At 39.2% G+C, this 17,493-nt stretch carries 10 protein-coding genes and 3 pseudogenes; 4 read left to right on the top strand and 9 right to left on the bottom strand.

Annotated elements, in window-relative coordinates:
* Nucleotides 1-7: 7 nt before the first annotated feature.
* Nucleotides 8-1,057: a DUF1835 domain-containing protein gene (locus tag NP781_RS06430; protein ID WP_257521780.1), complete on the bottom strand. Its 1,050-nt coding sequence runs from the start codon at nucleotides 1,055-1,057 to the stop codon at nucleotides 8-10.
* 141 nt (nucleotides 1,058-1,198) lie between these two features.
* On the opposite strand from NP781_RS06430, the gene NP781_RS06425 reads away from it, so the two are divergent.
* On the top strand, nucleotides 1,199-2,368 hold the full coding sequence (locus NP781_RS06425) for a pyridoxal-phosphate-dependent aminotransferase family protein (RefSeq protein WP_257521779.1): 1,170 nt from the start codon (nucleotides 1,199-1,201) through the stop codon (nucleotides 2,366-2,368).
* 995 nt (nucleotides 2,369-3,363) lie between these two features.
* Here the strand turns inward: NP781_RS06425 and NP781_RS06420 are convergent.
* Both NP781_RS06420 and NP781_RS06415 read right to left on the bottom strand, forming a co-directional pair.
* Nucleotides 3,364-4,692, bottom strand: a complete 1,329-nt coding sequence (locus NP781_RS06420) for a D-serine ammonia-lyase (RefSeq protein WP_257521778.1) — start codon at nucleotides 4,690-4,692, stop codon at nucleotides 3,364-3,366.
* Nucleotides 4,682-5,154 (bottom strand): annotated as a pseudogene (locus NP781_RS06415) (YaiI/YqxD family protein). The gene NP781_RS06420 and the pseudogene NP781_RS06415 overlap by 11 nt, the downstream one beginning before the upstream one ends.
* Nucleotides 5,155-5,329: 175 nt before the next feature.
* Between NP781_RS06415 and gdhA the strand changes: the two are divergent.
* From gdhA to NP781_RS06400, 3 genes are all read left to right on the top strand, one after another.
* The gene (gene gdhA, locus NP781_RS06410) at nucleotides 5,330-6,703 is read left to right on the top strand and encodes an NADP-specific glutamate dehydrogenase (RefSeq protein WP_004269356.1); all 1,374 of its coding nucleotides are present in this window, start codon (nucleotides 5,330-5,332) and stop codon (nucleotides 6,701-6,703) included.
* 217 nt (nucleotides 6,704-6,920) lie between these two features.
* Nucleotides 6,921-7,607 carry a phosphoribosylaminoimidazolesuccinocarboxamide synthase gene (locus NP781_RS06405; RefSeq protein WP_257521777.1) on the top strand — a complete coding sequence of 229 codons (687 nt, stop codon included), beginning with the start codon at nucleotides 6,921-6,923 and terminating at the stop codon, nucleotides 7,605-7,607.
* A 146-nt stretch (nucleotides 7,608-7,753) separates the two neighbouring features.
* Nucleotides 7,754-8,407 (top strand): Yip1 family protein, encoded by a 654-nt coding sequence (locus NP781_RS06400; protein WP_016995151.1) that lies wholly within the window; start codon nucleotides 7,754-7,756, stop codon nucleotides 8,405-8,407.
* Nucleotides 8,408-8,506: 99 nt separating this feature from the next.
* Here NP781_RS06400 and NP781_RS06395 read toward each other — a convergent pair.
* From NP781_RS06395 to NP781_RS06370, 6 genes and pseudogenes are all read right to left on the bottom strand, one after another.
* Nucleotides 8,507-9,708 (bottom strand): annotated as a pseudogene (locus NP781_RS06395) (NADP-dependent malic enzyme).
* Between the two features lie 407 nt (nucleotides 9,709-10,115).
* Nucleotides 10,116-10,853 (bottom strand): MBL fold metallo-hydrolase, encoded by a 738-nt coding sequence (locus NP781_RS06390; RefSeq protein ID WP_257521776.1) that lies wholly within the window; start codon nucleotides 10,851-10,853, stop codon nucleotides 10,116-10,118.
* A gap of 146 nt (nucleotides 10,854-10,999) precedes the next feature.
* Nucleotides 11,000-11,554: a hypothetical protein gene (locus NP781_RS06385; RefSeq protein ID WP_221680715.1), complete on the bottom strand. Its 555-nt coding sequence runs from the start codon at nucleotides 11,552-11,554 to the stop codon at nucleotides 11,000-11,002.
* Complete coding sequence (locus tag NP781_RS06380; RefSeq protein WP_257521775.1) at nucleotides 11,547-12,644, bottom strand: hypothetical protein; 1,098 nt, start codon at nucleotides 12,642-12,644, stop codon at nucleotides 11,547-11,549. Before NP781_RS06380 ends, NP781_RS06385 begins: the two co-directional genes overlap by 8 nt.
* A 412-nt stretch (nucleotides 12,645-13,056) precedes the next feature.
* Nucleotides 13,057-13,866, bottom strand: a complete 810-nt coding sequence (locus tag NP781_RS06375; RefSeq protein WP_009370478.1) for a sulfurtransferase — start codon at nucleotides 13,864-13,866, stop codon at nucleotides 13,057-13,059.
* Nucleotides 13,867-13,876: 10 nt separating this feature from the next.
* Nucleotides 13,877-17,487 (bottom strand): annotated as a pseudogene (locus NP781_RS06370) (dynamin family protein).
* Nucleotides 17,488-17,493: the final 6 nt, after the last annotated feature.

Below are 17,493 nucleotides of genomic sequence, written 5' to 3'. Positions count from 1 at the left end.
CCACAGGCTAAAGAGGTTTTTTCCGTAATTTCACAGAGTAATGGTGCATTGATTTAGGAATTCCCTTTAACTCAAAGACCCCACTATATACTAAATAGCGAATTCTATATTCTAAAAAGAAGATATTTGGGGGAGCATCCATGCTTGTTAATAGCTCAGAGATAAATACACCTGTTTGTATAAAATCAGTATCCCCCTGCTCCTTATGACGTTGTCCAATCGTTGACATAATCAAATTATCATAATAACTCTCTTGGACTGCTTGAATTTGTTGATGTAGCCATAGACGACAAACATCCTTTGTCTGTGCTAAACTTTCCCACTGCTGCTGAAAAAATAGACGCTCCTTCGCGGACAATCGCTTTACATCATACATTTCCATGTTCCATTGGTGGTTTATAGCCCGTTGTTCACCTGTGTTGATAAAAACAACTTCATTGGTTTTATCACGTAATAAATAAAGAAGAAATCTAAGGCCACACTGTTCTTCTGCATTGGACCCACACCAAATGTAAATCGGCAGGTTGCTTGGAATATCCTGTATCTCTCTGATTGTGTTCATTAATTTATTCTGATTTACAAAATCATCCATTCCATCATTAATATTTTCTCTTAGCCACTCATCACGGAATGCCTGTCCTCTTTTTTCATCGAGTTTCCACAATGGTCCAATCGACAAATCCTCTGGAAACCCGATCACATATTTCGGTGGAACAAGTGCCGCTCGTAATGAGCCTGCTGCAGATTCCGAGCAAACAATATGTACCACTTGTGCTGAAGTAGTAGTTATGACCTGTTGAATATAATCATTAATAATTTCTACCAAATGATAGAGCTCTTCCTGCCCCATAAAGAGAGACCACCCCTGCTGAGGTATGCTTTGTTCATGATGAAATGCTGTAACAGATTCAGATGGCTCAAGCTCATACCCCTGCCATTCCCCCTTCTTCATCACATCTGCTACTGTGATATACTCTAACGCTTGAATTCTATACACTAGCACCTGGTTTGTGTCGTAGAAGAAATAGATAAATGGATAATGCATGGATGTTTCCATTAGCACTGCCTCCTTTTTAAAAATTGTACCACAATGACAATCTCTTCCATCATTTTTCAAAAAAGTAGTTAGCTAGCACCATAAATATGCTATTATTATAGTTAGAAAATTTTGAATTTATAGCAAAGGGGATTGATGAATATGCATGAAAATATTTTAAGACATCCGGGGCCAACACCCATTCCAAAAAAGGTACAGCTTGCGATGAATCAGAATATTTTTAGTCATCGTAGTCAGGAATTTGTAGAATTATACCGAGAAACAATTGAATTAGTAAAGCCTGTTTTCGGTACGACACAGGACATCTTACTATTACCTTCAGGTGGGACAGCTGCGCTTGAGGCTGCGGCTGTTAATACGGTATCTGCTGGTGAAGAGGTTGTTGTCATCACAGTTGGAGCTTTTGGCGACTATTTCGTTTCGATCTGTGAGCAATATGGCTTCCATGTACATAAGCTTGAAAAAGAATGGGGACAAGCTTGCACAGCCGAAGAACTACGAGCATTTTTACAGCCATTACAAAGTATTAAAGCCGTTTTTGTTACGTACAATGAAACATCCACAGGTATTTTAAACCCAGTTGCCGAACTAGCAAAAGTCATCCATGAAGAAACAAATGCCCTTGTGATCGTTGATGGTGTAAGCTGTATTGGTGGCGCTCCTGCTGAAATGGATGCTTGGGGCATTGATATTCTCGTGACAGGCTCTCAAAAAGCGATGATGCTCCCACCTGGACTCTCTCTTGTTAGCGTAAGCGAAAGAGCTTGGGGAGTCATTGAAGAAAATCAAACACCTGCTTATTATTTAAATCTTCAAAGCTATCGTAGCTGGGCGGAAAAGGGCATGACACCTAATACCCCTGCTATCACACTGATTTACGGACTGCATGAGGTGTGTAAGTTAATTGAACAGGAAGGTGGCTTTACGCAAACAGTTGCCCGCCATAACCTTATGAAAAACATGGTGCGAAATGCAATGCAAGCATTACACATTGAGCTATTAACTGAAGATCAATACGCTTCTCCAACTATTACAGCAATTAAAACACCTCTAGGAATTGATCTTGGTGAATTTTTGGCGCACCTTAAGCAACACTATCATTTAGATTTCGCAGGCGGACTAGGTCATCTGCAGGGTAAAATTTTTAGATTCGGCCATATGGGCTATTGTTTCCCAAGTGACATTTTACAAGCCGTTTCCCTACTTGAGGCTGCCTTACAAGACTTCTCCTATGATTTCGATCCAGGAGCAGGCGTACTTGCAGCACAAGAAGTATACTTAGCCGCACAACGTAAAGCACTACAACGTTAAACAGCAAAAACAGGTGGAGAAAAATGATCCCCACCTGTTTTTTAATTTGATTTTGTTTCTACTAAACTTGAAGTTGCGTTGCGCGTTTGTGGACGCTAATCTGAGCGGGATGCCTCACTTTTTGAGCGCTTAAGACCCCTGTTTGAGCGGGTCCTTACATTTTGTGAGCGCTTTGGACTCCTATTTGAGCGGGTCTACACATTTTGTGAGCGCTTTGGACTCCTACTTGAGCGGGTCCACATATTTTGCGAGCGCTTTGGGCTCCTACTTGAGCGGATCCACACATTTTGTGAGCACTTCGGACTCCTACTTGAGCAGGTCTACACATTTTGTGAGCACTTCGGACTCCTACTTGAGCAGGTCTACACATTTTGTGAGCGCTTTGGACTCCTATTTAAGCGGGTCCTTACATTTTGTGAGCGCTTTGGACTCCTATTTAAGCGGGTCCTTACATTTTGTGAGCGCTTTAGACCTTATTGGAGCGGGTCCACATATTTTGCGAGCGCTTTGGGCTCCTACTTGAGCGGATCCACACATTTTGTGAGCACTTCGGACCTTATTGGAGCGGGTCTACACATTTTGTGAGCACTTCTGACCCCTACTTGAGCGGGTCCATACATTTTGCGAGCGCTTTGGACTCCTATTTAAGCAGGTCCTTACATTTTGTGAGCGCTTTGGACTCCTATTTAAGCAGGTCCTTACATTTTGTGAGCGCTTTAGACTCCTATTGGAGCGGGTCCATACATTTTGTGAGCGCTTTGGACTCCTATTTGAGCGGGTCTACACATTTTGCGAGCACTTTGGACCTAGTTGAGCGGGTCTACACATTTTGTGAGCACTTTGGACCCCTACTTGAGCGGGTCTACACATTTTGTGAGCGCTTTGGACTCCTATTTAAGCGGGGCATCTCACTATTCGAATGCTTTACTGCATGCTCGAGCGGGATATAACTAATAGAGGTCGAGCTTCCACCCAAACATAGCTTCACATCGTCTTTAATTAAATTCCTTGGCCTTTGCTAAATAAGCAGCTCGCATTGTAGGTGGGACCATACTACCGCCAGTTGCCCATACGAGATGTGTGGCTTGTGGTAGCTGGTTTACTAATGCATTCTTTTCTAGATAGGATTGACCTTGTTGCAATAAACGAATGGCTCCATACATTCCTGCGTGTGCAGATGGCTCTAAAAATAAACCTTCACTTTCCATCGCTAATCCTAGAGATGTAAACAGCTCTTCATCTGATACAGTATAGCAACCACTTATATACGTCTCCATCACTTTTCCTACAAATTTGGAGGCGCGACCAACGGCTAACCCATCCGCTTCTGTTCGATTGTCAAGGCCAATATCTTCTACACTAATTGCGTCATGTAAGCCTGTCATCAGTCCGATCGTCATACAAGGAGAAGCGACAGGTTCTGCAAAGAAAATATGCACATGCTCTCCGTAAATTTCTTTTAATCCATAGGCAACACCACCTGGTCCTCCACCTACGCCACATGGTAAATAGACGAACAATGGATGTGCTTCATCCACTGTAATATTCGTCCTTTCGAGCTGTTCCTTTAAACGCTTGGCAGCTACGGCATAGCCAGCAAATAAATCCTTTGAATTTTCATCATCAATAAAATGACACTTTGGATCTTGCTCAGCTTCCTGTCGCCCCTGCTCAACAGCTACACTGTAATCAGCTTCATATTCAATGACTGTAGCACCCTTTTCCCGCAGTAAGGCTTTTTTCCATTCCTTGGCATCACTCGACATATGTACAACGACATTAAAGCCGAGCTTCTTGCCCATAATGCCGATACTTAATCCTAAATTCCCCGTAGAGCCTACTGCAATCGTATATTGTTGGAAGAACGACTGAAATTCCTCTGTTGCTAAAATCGCATAATCATCCACTTCTTTAAGTCTTCCACTTGCCAAAGCTAGCCTTTCCGCATGTTTTAATACCTCATAAATTCCTCCACGTGCTTTGATCGAGCCAGAGATCGGTAATGCATGATCACATTTTAAAAGCAATTGGCCGGGAATCGCCACACCATATGCTTGTTCAATAGCACTTTTCATTGAAGGAATTTCCTTGATCGTTGATTCAATTAAACCATCACTTTCTAGAAGCTCTGGAAATGCTACTTTTAAATAAGAAGAAAAACGTTGTAATGTTGCTTCCGCATCATCCACTTCAGCCATAGTAAAGAGCATTGTTCCAGGATTTGTCATCCAATTTGTATTTTCCCACAATACAGTAGCCTTTTTTGCTAGTTCGTTTAACTGCGGATATTGTTCGAATAGTTCGTGTTTATGTTCATTTTTCACCTGTAGATTCCTCCAGTTTATAGGCTAAAATTGCTCGTTCACAAATTTGTCGAAATTTCATTTCAAACGAAATATTGTTTTCTTGTGTTCTTTTTTTAGGTCCCTTTGTTCGTCCACCTGCCCTTCTAATTTTTTGACCAACATGACGCATATCGAGCAAACGTTCGATGTTTTCATTAGACATTTCTCGTCCATTTTGATCAATCGGATACCCCCTCGTGCTAAAACCATGGCTGCTAATCCGTAATCCTGTGTAATAACAATATCGTGTTTTGAAAGCGCGTTCACTAGCGTAAAATCAACCGAATCTGGACCTTTGGGTACAATAATTGTTATTACATTATCACGTTCAACACGATGTGATGTATCGCAAAACAAGATAGTTTCTATCTCAAACTCAGATGATATAGATAGCGCCAAATCCACTACTGGACAGGCATCAGCGTCTATAAGAACCTTCACAATAAGGCATCATTCCTTTCTCATAATCAGATGAATCACTTAGAACTAAATTATTTCAATATAATTTTAAAACAACCTCTCTTGCTCAATTTTTCACAAACTTTAAAAGTATTTTATTGAATAGTTTGAAAAATAGATATACGATACACCTATCAACTAAATGGGGGTTTTATTTATGACAATTACAACTGTTAGCAATGAACAATTAGCAAAAGAATACGTAGATGGCGTATTTGAGCAACTTAAACAACAGAATAGTCATCAAGCGGAATTTTTACAAGCAGCTGAAGAAATTTTCATCTCATTAGTACCTGTATTCGCGCAACATCCTGAATATATTAAGGCCAATATTTTATCTCGTATTGTGGAGCCAGATCGTATTATTTCTTTCCGTGTAGCATGGCAAGATGATAACAATCAAGTACAAGTGAATCGTGGCTATCGTGTACAATACAGCAATGTCATGGGCCCATATAAAGGCGGTCTTCGCTTCCACCCTTCTGTCAACGAATCCATCATTAAGTTCCTAGGCTTTGAGCAAATCTTTAAAAATGCTTTAACAGGGCAACCTATTGGTGGTGGTAAAGGTGGTTCAAACTTTGATCCGAAAGGAAAATCAGATTCAGAAATTATGCGTTTCTGCCAAGCATTCATGACTGAATTATACCGTCATATTGGTCCAGATGTCGATGTTCCTGCTGGTGATATTGGCGTAGGTGCTCGTGAAGTAGGTTATTTATGGGGCCAATATAAGCGTTTAACAAAAGCAAATGAATCAGGTGTATTAACTGGTAAGACTCCTGGCTACGGTGGCTCTTTAGCACGTAAGGAAGCAACTGGTTACGGTACTGTTTACTTTGTGAACGAAATGCTAAAGGATGCAAATGACTCATTCGAAGGAAAAACAGTGGTTGTTTCTGGATCTGGTAATGTATCTACGTATGCCATTGAAAAAGCGCAACAGTATGGTGCCAAAGTGGTTGCTTGCTCAGACTCTTCAGGCTATATCTATGACCCAGAGGGCTTAGATTTAGATGCCATCAAAGAAATTAAAGAAGTAAAAGGTGACCGTATCTCAACTTACGTTAATTACCGACCAAATGCTACTTTTACAGAAGGTTGTACAGGAATTTGGACGATTCCTTGTGATATTGCCCTACCGTGTGCTACGCAAAATGAAATTAACGGTGAATCAGCTCGTACATTAATTTCGAATGGCGTGAAAGCAATCGGTGAAGGTGCTAATATGCCATCAGACCTTGAAGCAATCAATGAATTCCTAGAGGCAGGCGTATTATTTGGTCCAGCAAAAGCAGCGAATGCTGGGGGAGTTGCGGTATCTGCTCTTGAAATGGCACAAGATTCTAGCCGCGTATTTTGGTCATTTGAAGAAGTAGATGCGAAACTTCATCAAATTATGAAAAATATTTATACAGACAGCAAAGCAGCAGCAGAAAAATATGGCTTCCCAGGTAACCTAGTAGTTGGTGCAAACATTGCTGGCTTTATCAAAGTAGCAGATGGAATGCTTACTGAAGGTGTCTATTAATAACATTCTATTTTCAATGTTTCCTAGGATTTGATTTCGGAATATTCTTAATTTCAACCAAGGTGATAACGAACATTCGTTATCACCTTATTTTTTATTTATAATCCAGTTATAAAACATTAAAATAAACGTTTTAAACGAACATTTTTATCATTAAACATTTAAAACATTCGTGTTATAATTTTAGAGTACTATGAAAAATATTGGAGGGTTTTTTGTGGAATTATTGTATACAGGTAAAACAAAAAATGTGTTTAAATTAGAAGATGGTCATTATTTATTAAAATTTAAAGACGATGTTACAGGAGAAAACGGTGTGTTTGATCCAGGTGCAAATACTGTCGGTTTAACCATTGATGGGGCTGGCTTGGCTGGTTTACGTTTAACTTCTTATTTTTATTCAAAATTAAACGAACAAGGTGTTCCTACGCATTTCGTTGATGCAAACTTTGAAGATGCAACAATGACTGTAAAACCGGCGACTGTTTTCGGTAATGGCTTAGAAGTGATTTGCCGCTTCAAGGCAGTTGGTTCATTCCTACGCCGTTATGGTGCCTATGTAAAAGAAGGACAAGATTTAGACTCCTTTGTAGAAGTAACAATCAAAGATGATGATCGTTTAGATCCTCCAATTTCTGAAGATGCTTTAGCGATGTTAAACCTGTTAACTCATGAAGAATACGCCATTTTAAAACAACGTACAATTGAAATTTCCAAATTTGTAGCGGCAGAGCTTGCTAAAAAAGGCTTAACGCTTTATGACATTAAATTAGAATTCGGCCGCGATGCGAAAACGAATGAAATTTTATTAATCGATGAAATTTCAGGCGGTAATATGCGTGCTTACAAAGGTGAGCAATATATTGAGCCGTTAGAACTTGAGAAAATTATGTTAGCTGAATAATAGAAACAACCTTTAAAAGAGTCGACAATTACGACTCTTTTTTTATGTGTGGGCTAATTTTTATTTTCCATGAAACTTTTCTTTACTTCTCTCGTATATTAACTATATGTAACAAGCAATTATTCTATTATTTTGGAGGTAGTTTGATGGAAAACTTGAATGAGACATCGAAAGAAGAAAGGTCAAAACTAAATCCATTTTTATCAGTTTGGATGCATCCAAAGCAAACGACTCGTTATATGATTAATGAAAAATCTATCGGCTTTGCAATTTTGGTTTTGTCTATTGGTTATATTGGCTCTCTTATGTCTGGATTAATTGATTCAGAATTTCTTCCTGATTTTTCTCCATGGCTTTTAGTCCTATTATGTGTCATTTTTGCTCCGATCGCAGGTGTGATTGGCACAGCTATTTCTGCACTCATCTCTTGGCTATTCGGGAAATTATTTAAAGGTACTGGGACTTACTCGGACTTATTTAAGGGGTTAAGCTTAACAGCAATCCCATATATCGTGCTGGTTCCACTGTATATTATTTGGTTAATGACTTCACCCGATTCATTATTGGATCCTAATTTTATGGGTTCATTACCGTGGATTTTTTGGCCGACTATTTTAGTAAGCATCATTGTGACGATTTGGTCATTTGTTATTTCTGTAGGTGTAGTCGCTGAAGCACACCAAATTTCGAACTGGATGGCTTTCTTCACCATCTTTATTCCAGCCATTATTATCTTCATCGTATTATTTGTTCTTTTCTTTGTCATACTCATCGGAATTATTGGTGTTGGCATGGTCTAAAAACTTGAGATAAGGCCTTTGTTAACTTGATACAGCATAATAATAAAAGCAGATAGAGAAAAAGCCTGAAACTTTTCTCTATCTGCTTTTTTAATTTTATTAGACAGAAAGTGCTGTACTTTGCTGGAATAGCTCAGATACGCCAGATTCAACAGCTGCCCCACTTACTGCGCGTGAGACGATAGCCACTACGCGTTCGTCCAAAGACTTAGGAACAATATATTCTTCCTTTAGTTCCTTATCACTCACAAGGGAGGCAATTGCTTCTACAGCAGCTAGCTTCATTGACTCATTAATATCCGTAGCACGCACATCTAAAGCTCCACGGAAAATACCAGGGAATGCGAGAACATTATTAATCTGATTTGGATAATCAGAACGTCCCGTTCCCATCACACGTACCCCCATGCTTTGGCATTTTCATACGTAATTTCAGGATTTGGATTAGCTAAGGCAAAGACAACTGGATTTTCATTCATGGACGCAATATGTGCCTCCGTTAATAGATTGGCTACAGAAACACCAATAAAGACATCTGCACCTGTTAGTGCATCCTCTAGTGTACCATGTTGCTTCTTAGGATTTGTCAAATGGGCAACCGCTTCTTTAATCGGATTCATTCCCTCTACACGACCCTCATAAATAATACCCTTTGTGTCGCACATATAAATATTCTTATAGCCCATTTGCACAAGTATACGTAAGATCGCAATGCCTGCAGCACCAGCACCATTAATCACAACCTTCATCGTTGCTACATCCTTTTTCACAATACGATTGGCATTAATCATCGCTGCTCCTACAACAATCGCTGTTCCATGCTGATCATCATGAAAAACTGGAATATCACATTCTTGACGTAGGCGATCTTCAATTTCAAAGCATCTTGGTGCTGAAATATCCTCTAAGTTTACCGCACCAAATGTCGGGGCAAGCGCCTTCACAATGCTGACGATTTCATCCGTATTTTTTGTATCTAAGCATATTGGAAAAGCATCAACATTGGCAAAACGCTTTAGTAAAATCGCCTTCCCTTCCATTACAGGTAATGCCGCTTTCGGTCCGATATCTCCTAACCCTAAAACCGCTGTCCCATCAGATACAACAGCTACCATATTCCCCTTCATTGTATAGTCGTACACAAGCGAAGGATTTTTCTCAATTTCCACACATGGCGCTGCTACCCCTGGTGAATAAGCTAAGCTAAGATCATAGGAATCTTGTACAGGTACCTTTGAGCTCACCTCTAATTTCCCGCTATAGTGTGCATGCATTTCTAAAGCCTTTTTCATTACGTCCATTCCATCCCATCCTTTTCCCTTTGATTTTTTATTATATTTCAGAATCATAATACTTTGTGAAAATATAGTCAACGAATTTTCTGTCAATTTATTTTTAACTTCAATAGTTCAATGTTTAATGACTTTCATTACATTTTTCTGTCAAATTAAACTTTTCACAATCAATTATTTTAAGATAATTAATGCAATTGTTAACACATTATAAAGTGTACACATAGAGCCATTTAGCCTGTTCAACTTTTCACATAGTATTTTTCTTATGTAAATGAGAATTTTTTCACAAACTTTTGTAAGCGCATCCATTGCCCTGATTGACTTCGTCACAATTTATTCACATTTTTTCACAAAGTTTTTTATTATACAGATCAAAGTATTTGTGAAATTCTTAACAAGCCAAAAAAAGAGCCCTATATATAGGACTCTTCGGTAAAATGATTAATAAAGGCCGTAATGATATGCTTGGAAGACCATTGCTCTCCCGAAACTTTTGTAATCGGATAATCACGAGGAAAAATTGTTTTGGTGATTTCTTCAACAGAATAACCTTGCATAAATAATTGTTTCACTTTTCCTTGCATGTCTTCCAAATAAGTAATTTTTTCTTGTATTTTCGTTCGACCATCCTCTATAAAGCCTGCATGACAGCAATAGACGACATTGAAATCATAGTTTACTATTTTCCTCAAAGACGCCAGGGTATGGACAATATTTTCTTCATCAAGCACAACCTTCGTCTTTGGCTGGATAAACAAATCTCCTGTAAACATAGCGCCTGTTTCTCGATTGTAAAAAGAAAGATGATCCGCTGTATGTCCAGGTGTTTCAATGACATCCCATGTTGCTGCGTTCGTTTGTAATGTTTGACCAAATGGTTGGGCAACAAACGCTGGTCGTTCCCCCCACAATGCCTGACGATAGAGTGGATATTCTCCATCCTCAGCACAAAGATTGACTGAATCACGATGAATATAAATAGGTACATTCTTATGATGTTGAATCCACGCTGCATTTCCAGCATGATCCTCATGTGAATGTGTTAATGCCAATTGCTCTATCGGTATATCCTTAAAAAAGGTTTGAAATTCCTGCGACAGTGAGTAGGAACCTGTATCAATCAGTAACCCATCCACAAAAAAGCTGTACACACTCATACCAACCCCTGAACTGCAACTTTCCCATGCGCACATTGTACACCGCGATGCTGCTGAATCTCGATACTTTTCTCCCGTTTAAACATCCTGCTCCCCCTTTGCCCCTTGTACAAAAAGTGTAGCATAAAATGAATGGTGAGTCATTTTTGTAAGTAGGTAACAACAAAGGATTTGCTTTTTACATGTTTACGAAGTGCTAACACATGAAGAAATAACCGTAAATTTACAGCCAATAAAAGCAATGCGCCCAGGAACAATAATCCCATCTGCCAATCACTTGTAACATTCATCAATAGTGTCCAACTAATAATGACGGCAAAGGATATCGCTATATATTTTTTCATCACTCTTGTAGTTGTACCCTGTACATCGTGTTTTTGTTCAATGCATAATAAAATTTTTCCAAATTCCATTATAATCAGCAATTCAATTCCTTGAATTAAAACCGTACTCCAATAAAAGAGAAGATGGAAAGAAAAGATGGTACTCATCAAGGTTATCATCAGAGCGCAGGCCATATATGTTTTGATAGGTGCCTTTTCTTTATAGAACGAAAGACTTTTTAAATAGGCCCCATAAACAAGGATATCTTGTACAAGATTAGCGTATTTAAAAACATTTAAATAGATCAATTGAAAAAAGAGCGCCACTGCTAACCATTGTAAAAGTTTTACCTGTTGTGTAGATTCACTCATTGTTTTCACGCACCTTTTTCACCAAATTTGTCGTAAAATACGCTTGTGAATATAATCTTTTAGTTAAATAACCATCCGGGCCACTAAAACCTATGGATGTATTGATATCTAAGGGGGCTTCCTTCAATTGAATAGTTATCTCCAAGCGTTGACCTTTCGTCACTGAAAAAGGAAAATCACTTGCTGTGTAACGCTGATCATTTAATCTCCATTCTTTCAATAGTATCTTACCCTCTAATGCAGCGGGAACATAAAATGCATCAAAAATAGCATCCTGTTGAAGGATAAATGAAATGATTTGTTCCGAATCATGTTGTGACTGACTATAGCTATTATTCATGATCTGTTTTTCATCAATGAAGACTTCCCTCGTAAAATGAATTGGGGCAGGCAATTTCATCCCGTCATTTAGTAAAAGATAAACAGTCTCACTTGCCATCACTTTTTTCATCGTGTTTAAATCAAGCTGAAAAAAAGCTAATCGAACATTTTGATAGAGTAAATCTTGCGAAGTATCGAATGGATAATAAAAACCATTTACTAAATTCTCTTGCTCCATTTGATCGTATACTATTGGTAATTGCACATCTTCTGCCTGCAAATATTTAACATATCGATGGTCATACTTGTTTGTAATATAGCGTATCTCTAAAGCATTCTGTGAGCTATCCGTAACTTCAATTACAGTAGGCACCACAACTGGTTTTCTTAATTGATGTTGTAAAAAAATCGTACTGTTACCGATCAGTAGAATCGAAACTATGGCAACACCAATTGTCTTTTTCTGATTAAGCTTTTTTCTAGAGATGAATAGTATGATGAATAGGCATAAAATAGCCAAAATCCAATACATCGGCGGAGGTAAATTATCTAATTGTGACATTAACGCACTAGCCCGAGCATTATCTAAGTGCTGTTCCCCCTTCATTAATGCCACAAATCCACCCGCCGCAAGTGTTACAGCAATCTTGGGCACCCAGCTCTTAGTTTTGTACTGCTCTTTTTTTGCTTGTTCAATGCCTTGTTGACTACGCTGATGTAACGATTCTGGAATGTCTATTAGATCCATCTGCTTTTTTAGATCGTTCACCCTTCCCCCTCCTGTTCCAGTGCCTGCTTAAATTTATAAAATGGTTTTGGTCGTCCCTAATTTCCGCTGCAATACTTAAGCCACCTGAGGCAATGTATAATCATGATAGAATCTCAATAAAGCTTCATTATCATATCCTCCAACACCCACCTCTCAGGAAGTTCTTCAGGGATTAAATTCTATCCACTACTTTCAAAGGGCTATCCTTCATTTTTTCATTCTTATCCACCACTTTGAGCAGGTTATCCGCTACATGAAATTTTATCAGTCACTTTTAACGTTCTATCCTCCACTTTTTCTTCCTTATCCGCCAATCTGAAGAGGTTATCCGCTACATTAAATTCTAACCTCTACTTTACGCTATATCCACCGCACTATATAAAAAAACGCCCACCGAAGTGAGCGTTTCTTTTTATTCGTTTGTGCCTTTTTCCACGTCATATTCTGTAATCCAATCACTGAAGCTACCTACATATAATTGGATGTTGTCATAGCCTTCATCTGCTAACACAGCATAAAGAGGAGAGGCGGTTACGCCGCTGCCACAGTAAACAACAACCTGCTCATCAGGTGAAACTTTTTGACGTAATGCATCATTTGCCTTTAGTTGACCATTTGACTTCAATTGCTCCCAGTCAAAGTTTTTCGCAGTTGGGATATGACCTGCTACTTTATCCAATGGCTCTACTTCTCCTCGGTACCTTGCAGCAGCACGCGCATCGAGTAAAGTGGCTTTCACCTCTCCATCCACAATGGCTTTTACGGCTTGGCGTGGTGCATAAAGCTCATCTTTCCAATCAAACTCAATGATGGTTGGGGGATATTTAATAATATCCTTGGTAAAAGGAATTTTCGCCTCTAGCGCTGGGGCACCTCCGTTTACAATCACTACATTTGGGAAACCAGCATAGGTTAGCATCCACCAGGCGCGTGGGGCAAATGGAGCTGCTCCTTGGTCATAAACTACAATCTGATCTTCATAGCGTAATCCTAGTTCTTGAAAAACGGATGCCAATTTTTCTTTGCTTGGCATCGGATGACGACCGTCTTTACTGTCCATATCCGATAACTGCTGTTCTAAATCAATATAGATAGCACCAGTAGCATGACCTTCCTCGAATGCCTTTTTGCCAGCCTCTTTGTCCTGAAGATCGTAACGAGCATCGATAAAACGGACACCATCAAATTGAATTTCATCCACTGATTTGAATACTTTTCCCATTGGAATCACCTCATGCGTATTGTAATTGTGCGTAAATCGCTTTCCAAGAAGCTAAACGACTCTCTTCTTGTAAGGCTAATCTTTCTGTGTCAATTTGTTCAAGCGCTTGATGATAAATATAGTAACGTAATTTTTCGGCTTCCTCTGCAATAAACGTAATCGCCCATGTCATGAGGGAAACTTTCTGTGCATCTAAATAATCTTGTGCATCGGGTTTTGTTACAGCTTCTAGTGCCTCACTTAGCTTCACTTTTTCGTTCTTTTCAAAGAAAGCTTTTTGATTGCGGAAATGAGATTTTACGCTAGCATATTTGGAAATATCCGCAAACGGTCCTTCAAAATCCAATAAATTTGGCTCAGAAGATTCAAAGGCTAGGAATGAGAAGCTTCGATTTAACTCTTTCAATTCGCGTACTTCATCTTTAAAACGTTGTTGCATCTTTTTGCTAATGAACTGCGATAAACGGAAGTTTGTTACACGCATTTCTTGAGTAAAATCAAAACGCAAGCTTTGCATCACTTCTTTTAATGCATGCTCCAATGCTTGTTGTGCTGGCATTGCAGCAAAGGTAGAAGGATTGTAGCCTTCCTTAAAGAACTCAGGGTAACGATAATAAACACGTTGAAGAACATAATAAAGTAGCTCATCAAGCTCCTGTTTTGTTTCACTCTCTAACATGCTCGTATTCAGTACACTGTACTTCGATTGAATATGTTGTTCAAGTGTTGTTAATTCCTCTAGTCGCTCATCTTTACGTTTTAAGTTTTCCTCTGTTTGGGCAATTAAATCCGCCAAACGTTGCTCCGTTTTATCAACTTCCTCTGCAAGAGCTTGAACGGCTAATGCACTCAACTCATCATTTAAGAATGTATGGAAGTCTTTTTCAAATGGTGGCATACCTGATGTTAAATCGGCACCTTCTACCTTTTCTTCCAACGCTAAAAGACTAGATACCCCATATAGTCTCGGGAAGCGAATGCCAAAGCGTTGTAACTCTGAGCGTACATAGCCTTTTACATCTTCCTGTTCTTCATCCGTTGTTGCCAAATCAATTGCATTGACAATAAAGAACATTTTATCTAGCTCAAATGCATCCTTCACACGACCAAGTTGTATTAAAAACTCTCGGTCAGCTTTGGCAAAGGCATGATTATAGTACGTAATAAATAGGATGGCATCAGCATTACGAATATATTCAAATGCTACGCCTGTATGGCGGGCATTAATAGAGTCCGCTCCTGGCGTGTCAACAAGTGTCACGCCCATACGTGTTAATGGACTATCATAATAGAAGTCGATATTGTCAACAAAGCAAGATTTATTTTCTTGTGCTACAAATTTTTCAAACTCTTCACGGTCTACGCGAAGGATAGAACCAAACTCAGACTTAAAGGTTGGATAGCCTTCTTTATAGGCACGAATAAATGATTTATGAACATTTAAACGTTCGTCCGTTAACTGAACTGCAAGCCCTTCATCAGCACGATTATAGGCTTCCTCCAATGTCGATACAGACAAACCAATCGCCGCATAGGAGCCTTGAATATCCTCTAGCATTTGTTCAGCAGTTTTAAGCTGTACATCCGCTGTTTCATGTGGATGTTCCGGTGTAACTGGACGAATTTTATTGATGGCCGCAGTTGTTGGGTTTGGTGATACAGGCAACACCTTGGCTCCCATTAAAGCGTTCGAGAAGGAAGATTTCCCAGCACTGAATGCGCCAAACAATGCAATGGTAAAATCTTTTTTCTGTAGTCGTTCTACTTTATTTTCAAGGTATTGGGCTACTTCGGCAAAGCCTTGCACCTCTTTGACTGCATTAGCAGTATGAAGTGCACGGTTAATCACACCATCGATTGGTAGAGTCGTTGCACTAGTAGCTTGCTGAGCTTCCTCTTGTTGGATGATTTGCTCTTTTGGCTGCAACATAGACTCGTCAAATAAACGAATTTCTGCTAAATCTTGTTTAAATGATTGTTCCCAATTAGTAAGCTGTTGATTGGCAACTGTACGAATTTCATTGCTCGCTTGATGCATAGTACTTGCACTATATTGCTGATAGCCTTCAATTTCAAGGACCGCATTAATGGCATCTACTTTGTCCTGCATACCCGCCATTTTTAATTTTGATGGTGCGGCAGTTTCTGTTGCAACAGCTTCAAGAGTTGTCGCTTGCGCATTTTTCCAGCTATCTGTCTCCTGAATGAAGTAGCGCTTTGTTGCTTCTGCGATACGGTTAGCGAAGTTTAACACAGCATCACCTGTTAAAATAGCGCCTGTTTGAACTTGCTGCTCAATCAATGAAAAAGGTAAGTCAAATACATAGGCATCAATGGCTGCGGCACGTTCCTCATTTAATGCACCAACGTCCTTCAATGCCTTTTTCATAAGACCTTTTAAATGCCCCGTGATTTGTGCATGGACCACATTTTGATAGGCACTATACGCATCTTCTTTGCGTCGGTTTCGCTCTTCCTCTGTTTTTTTCTTTGCAGTAAAGAGCCCCCAACTTTAAAACCTTCCTGCATGCTTTCTAAATAAAGGCGTAAGCGATCGCGTAAATCAGCTGGCATAATTGCAGCATTAGCGAGCAGCTCCTTACGTTGCTCCTCAAACGTTTCGTTCCAAGCTTCTACTGAGAATAATTCAACCTGACGATTTAATTTATTGTATTGCTCTAAAATATCCTGATGGTGTGCCCAGTCATCCGCACTTAAAATTTCTTCATCAATTGCCAAACGATCCTGTCTTTCTTCCATTAAATAATTGTCATGCTCGCTTTGCAATAAACGCAATGTATTCGTAGCTGTTTGTACAAGCTGCTCCTGCCAATCATTCATACTGTCCATCACAATTTTCTTAACTGCCTCAAAATCATTATGTGGATGCTCAGGCTCTCTTAATGAAGTAAAGAAAACACCTTTCGGTACAACACCCCATGCTGCAAAGGATTGATGAACAGTTGCTTTAAATTCTTCGAAGCTCAATTCATTATCTTTATGCTTATCAATCATGTTGACAATTAAATAAACATTTGGATTATATTTCATTAATTGCTTTGTGAATTGGAAATTTAATTCCGACTGCACATGGTTGTAGTCCATTGTATAAAATACGATATCGGCAATATGTAATGCTGATTCCGTTGACATGCGGTGCGCATCATCTGTGGAGTCTACCCCTGGCGTATCCATTACAGTGACACCTAGTGGTAGTGTAGAGGCACTGTGTCCAATCTCAATTTGTGACACTAAATCCCCATTTTTACTTAGCTCTTTTACTGTTTTAAAATCATAGCCAGCCTCAAATTTTACAGGCTTTTCATTGTGCATATAAACAATCGCATAGTCTTCCTCTGATTTATGAACTTTTACGATGTTTGCACTTGTTGGAATAGGACTAGATGCCAGCAGATTTTCACCAGACAGCGCATTAATCATACTGGACTTCCCTGCAGAGAAATGGCCTGCAAAGCCAATCACATACTCTTTTTGCTGAATTTTTCGAGCAAAAAGTGATGTTTTATCCATGCGCTCTGTATCACCATTATGCTGATAAATTATGTATTGCAAAGAGGCTTGCTTTAATAGCCCCTCCAATTGTTGTTCAAAATCTTTCATGAAACC

This window comes from Lysinibacillus sp. FN11 (assembly GCF_024628845.1).
Lineage (GTDB): Bacteria > Bacillota > Bacilli > Bacillales_A > Planococcaceae > Lysinibacillus > Lysinibacillus capsici.
This window is presented reverse-complemented; position numbering and strand designations above follow the sequence as displayed.